Source organism: Streptomyces sp. NPDC058678 (assembly GCF_042714835.1).
Taxonomy (GTDB): Bacteria; Actinomycetota; Actinomycetes; order Streptomycetales; family Streptomycetaceae; genus Streptomyces.
In genome coordinates, this window is the sequence record NZ_JBHXSG010000021.1 from 130,497 (window position 1) to 139,213 (window position 8,717).

An 8,717-nucleotide genomic window follows, 5' to 3' on the forward strand; every position below is an offset into this window, starting at 1 on the left:
CGAAGTGCGGACAATGGCCTACGGTTCCTGGCCCTCGCCCATCGACGCGGCACTCGCCGCCGCGCACGACGGGCATCCCGAGTACGTCGGTTTCGTCGGCGACGAGGCGTGGTGGACCGAGCCGCGCCCCGCCGAGGGCGGCCGGCGCGCACTGGTGCGGCGCGGCGCCGACGGCACCGAGGAGTCGGTGCTCCCCGCCCCGTGGAACGTGCGCAGCCGGGTGATCGAGTACGGCGGACAGCCCTGGGCCGGGGCCGTCGTCGACGGCGAACCGCTCGTCGTGTTCGTGCACTTCGCCGACCAGCGGCTGTACCGGTACCGGCCGGGCGGCACACCGAGCCCCCTGACGCCGGTGTCCCCGGTCGGCGGCGGGCTGAGATGGGCCGATCCGCAGGTCCTGGTCGACCGCGGCGAAGTGTGGTGCGTGCTGGAGGAGTTCACCGGCGACGAGTCCGTCGACGTGCGCCGGGTGCTCGCCGCCGTGCCGCTGGACGGTTCGGCGGCCCAGGACCGGGACGGCGTACGCGAACTCACCGACGACCGGCACCGGTTCGTCACCGGGCCCCGGCTCTCGCCCGACGGACGGCGCGCGGCCTGGCTCGCCTGGGACCATCCGCGCATGCCGTGGGACGGGACGGAACTCGTACTCGCCGAGGTCGGCGCGGACGGCCTCTTCCGCGGGGCGCGGACGGTGGCCGGCGGACCGGAGGAGTCCGTCGCCCAGGTCGAGTGGTCGACGGACGGCCGTCTGCTGTATGCGTCCGACCGTACGGGCTGGTGGAACCTGTATGCGGTGGACGGTGTGCGGGATGCGGGCGACGGCGTACCGGACGCGGGCGACGGTGTACGGAACACGGCAGGCGGTGTACCGGATACGGCAGACGGTGTACGGAACACGGCGGGCGGTGTACCGGACACGGGACACGGTGTACCGAACGCGGCAGCCGGTGTACCGCTGTGCCCTCGCGAGGAGGAGTTCGGCGGCCCCGTGTGGAAGCTGGGCCACCGCTGGTTCGCCCCGCTGGAGGGCGGCCTGATCGCCGTCGTGCACGGCCGTGGCGCCACCACCCTCGGGATCCTCGACCCGGAGACCGGCGAGGTCGTCGACGCGGCGGGGCCCTGGACCGAGTTCGCGCCCACCCTCGCGGTGCACGGCGAACGGGTCGTCGCCGTCGGGGCCAGCCCGCGCAGCGCGTACGAGGTGGTGGAACTGGACGCCCGGACCGGACGGGCCCGGGTGGTCGGCGCCGCTCACGACGACGCCGTGGACCCCGCCCACTACCCCGAGCCACAGATCCGTACCTTCACCGGACCCGACGGGCGCGACATCCACGCCCACATCTACCCGCCCCACAACCCGGGGTGCGTGGCGCCGACCGAGGAGCTGCCGCCGTACGTCGTCCGGGCGCACGGCGGACCCACCGGCCGGGCCCCGCTCGTGCTCGACCTGGAGATCGCCTACTTCACCTCGCGGGGCATCGGCGTCGCCGAGGTCAACTACGGCGGCTCGGCCGGGTACGGGCGCGAGTACCGCAACCGGCTGCGTGAGCAGTGGGGCGTGGTCGACGTGGAGGACTGCGCGGCCGTCGCGCTCGCCCTCGCCGACGAGGGCACCGCCGACCGTGACCGGCTCGCCGTGCGGGGTGGCAGCGCGGGCGGCTGGACCGCGGCGGTCTCGCTCGCCACCACCGACGTCTACGCCTGCGGCACGATCATCTACCCCATCCTCGACCTGGCCGGCTGGGCCACGGGGGAGACCCACGACTTCGAGTCGCAGTACCTGGAGAGCCTGATCGGGCCGTACGCCGAGGTGCCCGCCCGGTACGCGGAGCGCTCGCCCACCGAGCACGCCGACCGGATCGGCGCGCCCTTCCTGCTGCTCCAGGGGCTCGACGACGTGATCTGCCCGCCCGCGCAGTGCGAGCGCTTCCTGGCCCGGATGGCCGGGCGCCGGGTGCCGCACGCCTACATCGCGTTCGAGGGGGAGGGGCACGGGTTCCGGCGGGCCGAGACGACGATCCGGGTCCTGGAGTCCGAACTCTCCCTGTACGCACAGGTCTTCGGGCTGAATCCGCCCGGCACTCCGACGTTGGAGCTCACCAAGTGAAGGAACTCGTACGGCCGTCCCGACTCGCCCCCGGTGCGCGGGTGGCCGTCGTCGCGCCCAGCGGGCCGGTGGCGGAGGACCGGTTGCAGGCCGGGCTCGACATCCTGCGCGGTTGGGACCTGGATCCGGTGGTCGCCCCTCATGTGCTGGACGTGCACGCCGAGTTGCGGTACCTGGCGGGCTCCGACGCCGACCGCGCCGCCGACCTGCAACAGGCCTGGTGCGACCCGTCCGTGGACGCGGTGCTCTGCGCGCGCGGGGGATACGGGATCCAGCGGATGGTCGACCTCCTCGACTGGGAGGCGATGCGGGCGGCGGGACCGAAGGTGTTCGTGGGCTTCAGCGACAGCACCGCGTTGCACGAGGCGTTCGCCGTGCGGCTGGGCCTGGTCACGCTGTACGGGCCCGCTGCCGCCGGCGTCGACTTCGTGAAGAACGCCCGCGCGCGGGAACATCTGAGGTCCACGCTCTTCACCCCCGAGGCCGTCGGCACGATCACCTCCTCCGGTGTCCCCCTGGTGCCGGGGCGGGCCCGGGGCGTCACGCTGGGCGGCTGTCTGAGGCTGCTCGCGACCGGCCACGGCACGCCCCACACCCATGCCGGCGCCCGTGGCGGTCTGCTGCTGATCGAGGACGTCGGGGAGCGCGCGTACAGCCTCGACCGGAGCCTCACCCAACTCCTTCGCACCGGCTGGCTCGACGGAGTGAAGGGCATCGCCCTCGGCTCGTGGGACAGCTGCGGCCCGTACGAGGAACTGCGTCCGATGTTCGCCGACCGGCTCGGAGCCCTCGGCGTGCCCGTGATGGAGGAGTCCGGATTCGGGCACTGTGCGGGGGCGTTGACCATCCCCTTCGGGGTGGCCGCCGCACTCGACGCCGACGCGGGCACGTTGACGCTCGACGAACCGGCACTGGGGTGATCCCTTCCACGCCGGCAGGAAAAGGAGGTACGGGAGCTGCCGGTGGCCCGAGCCGGCGGGTCGTAGGGTGGCGGGATGCCGCACAACGCCTCCCCTTATCTCACCGAAGGCCCCCGCGTGGGCATACGCCACTTCACCTACGAGGACGGTGCCGAGTTCTCCGCCCGGGTCCGCGAGAGCAAGGAGCTGCATCATCCGTGGCTCTTCCCGCCGGACAGCGCCGGTGCCTACGCGGCGTACGCCGGGCGGCTGATCGAGGATCCCACCAAGGCGGGGTTCCTGGTCTGTGAGAAGCAGCAAGGGGGTGCCGTCGCGGGGTTCATCAACATCAACAACATCGTCGAGGGTGGCTTCCAGTGCGGGGCACTCGGATACGGGGCCTTCGCGCACGCCGCCGGGCGCGGGCTGATGCGGGAAGGGCTGGACCTCGTGGTCGGGTACGCCTTCGGGCCGATGCGGCTGCACAGGCTGGAGATCAACGCGCAGCCCGGCAACGCCGCGTCGATCGCGCTGGCCCGCCGTTGCGGATTCCGGCTGGAGGGCTTCTCGCCGAACATGATCTTCATCGACGGGGCCTGGCGGGATCACGAACGATGGGCCATCACCACGGAGATGCGGGCTTCCGGTCGACCTGTGCGCCGACGAGGATGACCCGCACGCGGCATGACATCGTGGTCCAGCCCGGCGCCTCCCTCGCGCCGCGCCGCACAGGGCGCCACCGGCCGCCCGTGGACCGTTACACGCCGCCGCGGTCCACGTACTCGTACACCGCTCCGTCCGGATGCATCGCGATCAGGTTGCGGCCCGCCGGTGTGGGAACCGGGCCCGCGATGACGCGGGCGCCCAGCTCCGTCAGCACCCGGTTGGCCTCGTCGACGTCCTTGACGGCGATCGTCGCGGTGACCTTGCGCAGCACCTCCAGCTCGGCCTCCGGCCCGCTCATCAGCAGGAAGCAGCCGACCGCGGCGACCTGCACACCGCCGCGTTCGAAACGCAGGGCTCTGCCGCCCGCCAGTCGCTCGTAGAAGGGGACCGCGGTCTCCAGGTCGTCGACGCATACGCGCAGCGTGGCTCCCAGAATGTCCATGCGACGAGCCTAGTTGGGGTGGCGGGGAGCGCGAGATCGTTTCACGTGATCCCCTCGTTCCGACCGTCGTGGCCGCACCCGCGAGGGCCGAGGTGCGCGGGGCGGGCGCCCCTGCCCCGCAGCGTTACCCGCCGGTGGCGGCGGGTACCCGGCGGCCATGGACCGCTTGGAGCATTTGGAGCATCTGGACAAACACCTGGTCGACGAGCTGGCGCAGGTGGCGCGCGAGACCGTGCGCGACGAGCTGCGCGAGCAGACCCGCAAGCAACGCCGCAAGGCCATGCTGTACGGCGCGTCGGGCGCCGTCGCCCTCTACGCGGGCGCGGCTCTCGCGCTCGCCGTGGGGCTGGCCCTCGCCATCGGTCTGCCGGACTGGGCCGCCGCCCTGATCACCGCGGCGATCCTGGGCGTCGTGGCGTACGTACTGCGCGGCGCGGCCCGGCCGCACACGTCCCGGCCCGCGCCCCGGCACGACGCCGATCTGCCCGAGGGCGGCCGGCAGCGCGTCGTCGGCGGCAGCGCACCGGGCGTTCCGCCGAGCGGGCTCGGCACGCCGTACCCGCCGATGCCGCCCACCGCGCCCGGCGCGGGCACCCCGGCAGCCGGCGGAGCCGGGACCGCGGCGCCGCGCCGCGGCGACATCGACCCCGAGCAGCCGCACCACCGGGCGTGACACGCGGTGCGCGACTTCCGCAAGGGCTCACTGCCGAAGCACGGCAAGGTCGTCGTGGTGACCGGTGCCAGCGGCGGCGTGGGCCGGGCCACCGCCCAGGCCTTCGCCGCCCGCGGCGACAGGGTCGCCCTGCTGGCCCGGGGCCGCGAGGGCCTCGCCGCGGCGGCCGACGAGGTGCAGCGGGCCGGCGGTGAGGCGCTCGTCGTCCCCGTGGACATGGCCGACGCCAAGGCGGTCGACGACGCCGCCCAGAAGGTCGTCGACGCCTACGGACACATCGACGTCTGGGTCAACAACGCCTTCGCCGGTGTGTTCGCCCCGTTCACCGAGATCACCGCGGACGAGTTCCGGCGGGTGACCGAGGTGACGTACCTGGGCTATGTGTCCGGCACCCGGGCCGCGCTGCACCACATGCTGCCGCGCGACCGGGGCACGATCGTGCAGGTCGGCTCCGCGCTCGCCTACCGCGGGGTTCCGCTGCAGTCGGCGTACTGCGGTGCCAAGCACGCCATCCAGGGCTTCAACGAGTCGCTGCGCTGCGAGCTGCTGCACACCGGCAGCGGCGTCCGTACGACGATGGTGCAGCTGCCCGCCGTCAACACCCCACAGTTCGACTGGGTGTTGAGCCGGATGCCGGGCCGGGCACGGCCCGTCGCGCCGGTGTTCCAGCCGGAGATCGCCGCACGGGCGATCGTGCACGCGGCCTCGCACGGCCGGCGGCGCGAGTACTGGGTCGGCGGGTCGACCGTGGCCGCGCTGATCGCCAACGCGGTCGTGCCCGGGGCGCTGGACCGCTATCTCGCGCGGACCGGGTTCGACTCGCAGCAGGACGAGCGGGTCGAAGAGGAGCACGGTGGCGGCCCCGGGAACCTGTGGGCGCCGGCGGACGGGCCGCACGGGCACGACTACGGCGCGCACGGCCGGTTCGACGACGAGTCGGTGTCCGACAGTCCCCAGGACTGGGTGTCACGGAACCGGGGGCGGATGGGAGCGGGGCTGGTGGTCGCCGGTGGGCTGGGGGCCGTGGTGACCGCGGGACTGCGCCGTGGGGCTGGGCGCCGCTGAGTGGTCGAGGTCCAGCCAGTGCGGGTCGCGACGCCCGCGGTGACCTCGGGGAGCACCACGACAGTGCTGATCCACGAGGTCACCGCGGGCGACGCCCTCGGGCCGTCGGGCCGGTGCAGTCTCATCGCCGGGCCGGATCCTGCCGGTGCAGTCTCATCGCCGGGCCGGATCCTCAGGAAGCCTGGAGCTGCGGCAGCACCTTGGTGCGGTAGAAGTCGAAGAAGCCGCGCAGGTCCGGGCCGATCTGGTTGACGTACACCATGTCGAAGCCGGAGTCGGCGAACTGCGCCAGCTCCGCCACGTGTTCGTCCACGTCGTCGCCGCACACCCGGTTCTCCCGGACCATGTCCTCGGTGACCAGTGTCTGCGCCTGTTCGAAGTGCTTCGGCGAGGGCAGTACCTGGCTCAGCTCGCCGGGCAGCTGCTCGTTGGCCCACAGCCGGTGGACGGTGCGTACGGCCTCGTCCTTGTCGGTGTCGTAGCAGACCTTGGTGCCGCCGCTGACCGGCTTCCCGCCGCCCCCGCCCTTGCGGTACTGCTCCACCATCGACGCGTCCGGCATCATCGTGATGTAGCCGTCGCCGACCCGGGCCGCCAGTTTGGTCGCCGCCGGGCCGAAGCCGGAGATGTCGATGGGGACGGGCTCATCGGGGACGGTGTACAGGCGGGCGTTCTCCACCGTGTAGTGCGGGCCGTGGTGGTTGACCTCCTCGCCGGTGAACAGCCGGCGCATGATCTGGATGGACTCCTCCAGCATCTCCAGGCGTACGTGGGCGGGCGGCCAGGCGTCGCCGAGGACGTGCTCGTTGAGCGCCTCACCGCTGCCGACGCCCAGCCGGAAGCGGCCCTCCGTCATCACCGCGCTGGTCGCCGCGGCCTGTGCCACCACCGCCGGGTGCATGCGCACGGTCGGGCAGGTCACGGCCGTCTCGATGGGCAGGGACACGGCTTCGGAGAGGGCGCCGATCACCGACCACACGAAGGGGCTCTGGCCCTGTGCGTCGTTCCACGGGTGGTAGTGGTCGGAGATCCACAGCGACTGGAACCCGGCCTGTTCGGCCATCCGCGCCTGCTCGATGAGCTCCGCGGGACCGTACTGCTCGCACGAGAGGAAGTAGCCGTACTCGGGCATGGGGGGTGTGCCTCCACGAGGTGGGCGGGTGGTTCGCCGTCCCGAGTACCCGGCGGCCGCGACGGAAACCGGGCGGGCCCGGCGGTCGTAACGGAAATGGGGCGGACGTTTGGGTGCCTTTGCCAGGGGGACGCGGAAGGCTCCCGAGGTACGCGACCAGCCCCGGAGGCGAACCGTGAGTCGACCCCGCATCGTGATCGTCGGTGCCGGCTTCGCCGGATACCGGACGGCCCGAGAACTGTCCCGGATGTCCCGCGGCAAGGCCGACATCACCCTGCTGAACCCGACCGACTACTTCCTCTACCTGCCCCTGCTGCCCCAGGTCGCCGCCGGGGTCCTGGAGCCCCGCCGGGTCACCGTCTCCCTGTCGGGCACCCTGCCGCGGGTACGCCTGGTGCTCGGCGAGGCCGACGGGATCGACCTCGACGGGCGGACCGTGCACTACACCGACCCCGAGGGTGGCGAGGGCACCCTGCCGTACGACCGGCTCGTGCTGGCCGTCGGCAGCGTCAACAAGCTGCTTCCGGTCCCCGGGGTCGCCGAGCACGCGCACGGCTTCCGCGGACTGCCCGAGGCGCTGTACCTGCGCGACCACGTCACCCGGCAGGTGGAGCTCGCCGCGGCGGCCGACGACCCCGAGAGCTGCGCCGCGCGCTGCACCTTCGTGGTGGTCGGGGCCGGCTACACCGGCACCGAGGTCGCCGCCCACGGGCAGCTGTACACCGACGCGCAGGTGCGCAAGCACCCCCTGCGGGAGGGCATGCGGCCCCGCTGGCTGCTCCTCGACGTCGCGCCACGCGTCCTGCCCGAACTGGACGAGCACCTGTCCCGCACCGCCGACCGCACCCTGCGGGAGCGGGGCGTGGAGGTGCGCATGGGGACCTCCGTGAAGGAGGCCACGCCGAACGGAGTGCTGCTGACGGACGGCGAGTTCGTCGAGACGCGGACGCTGGTGTGGTGCGTGGGCGTACGGCCGGATCCGCTCGTCGAGAGCACCGGGCAGCCCCTGGAGCGTGGGCGGATCGTCGTCGACCCGTACCTCCAACTCCCGGGTCGGCCGGAGGTGTTCGCGTGCGGGGACGCCGCCGCCGTACCGGATCTGAACAACCCCGGGAAGTACACGCCGATGACCGCGCAGCACGCCTGGCGGCACGGCAGGACGGTGGCTCGCAACGTCGCCGCCTCGTTCGGTGTCGGGGAGAAGCAGCCCTACCGGCACAAGGACCTGGGATTCGTCGTCGACCTGGGCGGCGCCAAGGCCGCCGCCAATCCGCTCGGCATCCCGCTGTCCGGGCCGGCCGCCGGTGCGGTCACCCGTGGCTACCACCTCGCGGCGATGCCCGGCAACCGGGTCCGGGTCGCCGCGGACTGGCTGCTGGATTCCGTACTGCCGCGCCAGGCCGTCCAGTTGGGGCTCGTACGGTCCTGGTCGGTACCCCTCGACACCGCGTCGCCGGAGCTGCCACGGGTGCCGGGCGGCCCGGCGCGGCGACAGAACGGGCAGGACCGGCAGGAAGCCGAGGCCCGGTCGGGGCCCGGCGCGGCGACGGCGGAGGACACGAAGCCGGCGCCCGGCCCGGCCACCGAGCCCGCGAGCAGCCGGCCCGACGACGAGCCCGCCAGGAATCAGCCGGGCCCCGAGCCCGCCAGGAATCAGCCGGGCCCCGAGCCCGCCAGGAATCAGCCGGGCCCCGAGCCCGCCAGGAATCAGCCGGGCCCCGAGCCCGCCAGGA

At 73.2% G+C, this 8,717-nt stretch carries 8 protein-coding genes; 6 read left to right on the forward strand and 2 right to left on the reverse strand.

The genetic code is table 11. From position 1 onward, the window contains the following. Nucleotides 1-13: 13 nt before the first annotated feature. The 3 genes from ACFWWR_RS20755 to ACFWWR_RS20765 all read left to right on the forward strand — a co-directional run bounded on the left by ACFWWR_RS20755 (nucleotide 14) and on the right by ACFWWR_RS20765 (nucleotide 3,678). A complete protein-coding gene (locus ACFWWR_RS20755; RefSeq protein WP_384304661.1) occupies nucleotides 14-2,107 on the forward strand; it encodes a prolyl oligopeptidase family serine peptidase in 2,094 nt (697 codons plus the stop codon). After that, nucleotides 2,104-3,027: an LD-carboxypeptidase gene (locus ACFWWR_RS20760; RefSeq protein ID WP_383869975.1), complete on the forward strand. Its 924-nt coding sequence runs from the start codon at nucleotides 2,104-2,106 to the stop codon at nucleotides 3,025-3,027. The genes ACFWWR_RS20755 and ACFWWR_RS20760 overlap by 4 nt, the downstream gene beginning before the upstream one ends. 75 nt (nucleotides 3,028-3,102) lie before the next feature. Beyond that, on the forward strand, nucleotides 3,103-3,678 hold the full coding sequence (locus ACFWWR_RS20765; protein ID WP_383869972.1) for a GNAT family N-acetyltransferase: 576 nt from the start codon (nucleotides 3,103-3,105) through the stop codon (nucleotides 3,676-3,678). A gap of 85 nt (nucleotides 3,679-3,763) precedes the next feature. On the opposite strand, the gene ACFWWR_RS20770 is transcribed toward ACFWWR_RS20765, so the two are convergent. Continuing rightward, on the reverse strand, nucleotides 3,764-4,114 hold the full coding sequence (locus ACFWWR_RS20770; protein ID WP_217239072.1) for a VOC family protein: 351 nt from the start codon (nucleotides 4,112-4,114) through the stop codon (nucleotides 3,764-3,766). A gap of 157 nt (nucleotides 4,115-4,271) precedes the next feature. Here ACFWWR_RS20770 and ACFWWR_RS20775 point away from each other — a divergent pair, with 157 nt between their 5' ends. Both ACFWWR_RS20775 and ACFWWR_RS20780 read left to right on the forward strand, forming a co-directional pair. Beyond that, on the forward strand, nucleotides 4,272-4,787 hold the full coding sequence (locus tag ACFWWR_RS20775; RefSeq protein ID WP_383869969.1) for a phage holin family protein: 516 nt from the start codon (nucleotides 4,272-4,274) through the stop codon (nucleotides 4,785-4,787). Nucleotides 4,788-4,793: 6 nt separating this feature from the next. Then, nucleotides 4,794-5,852, forward strand: coding sequence for an SDR family oxidoreductase (locus ACFWWR_RS20780; protein WP_384304664.1), 1,059 nt, complete (start codon nucleotides 4,794-4,796; stop codon nucleotides 5,850-5,852). Nucleotides 5,853-6,024: 172 nt separating this feature from the next. On the opposite strand, the gene ACFWWR_RS20785 is transcribed toward ACFWWR_RS20780, so the two are convergent. Then, a complete protein-coding gene (locus ACFWWR_RS20785) occupies nucleotides 6,025-6,984 on the reverse strand; it encodes an LLM class F420-dependent oxidoreductase (protein ID WP_383869963.1) in 960 nt (319 codons plus the stop codon). A gap of 175 nt (nucleotides 6,985-7,159) precedes the next feature. On the opposite strand from ACFWWR_RS20785, the gene ACFWWR_RS20790 reads away from it, so the two are divergent. Continuing rightward, the coding region (locus ACFWWR_RS20790) for an FAD-dependent oxidoreductase (protein WP_384304667.1) at nucleotides 7,160-8,717 on the forward strand (1,558 nt) is incomplete at its 3' end.

Coding starts and splice junctions, on each gene's coding strand:
- ACFWWR_RS20755 (WP_384304661.1), top strand. CDS start 14: ATGGCCTACGGTTCCTGGCCCTCGCCCATCGACGCGGCACTCGCCGCC.
- ACFWWR_RS20765 (WP_383869972.1), top strand. CDS start 3,103: ATGCCGCACAACGCCTCCCCTTATCTCACCGAAGGCCCCCGCGTGGGC.
- ACFWWR_RS20770 (WP_217239072.1), bottom strand. CDS start 4,114: ATGGACATTCTGGGAGCCACGCTGCGCGTATGCGTCGACGACCTGGAG.
- ACFWWR_RS20775 (WP_383869969.1), top strand. CDS start 4,272: ATGGACCGCTTGGAGCATTTGGAGCATCTGGACAAACACCTGGTCGAC.
- ACFWWR_RS20785 (WP_383869963.1), bottom strand. CDS start 6,984: ATGCCCGAGTACGGCTACTTCCTCTCGTGCGAGCAGTACGGTCCCGCG.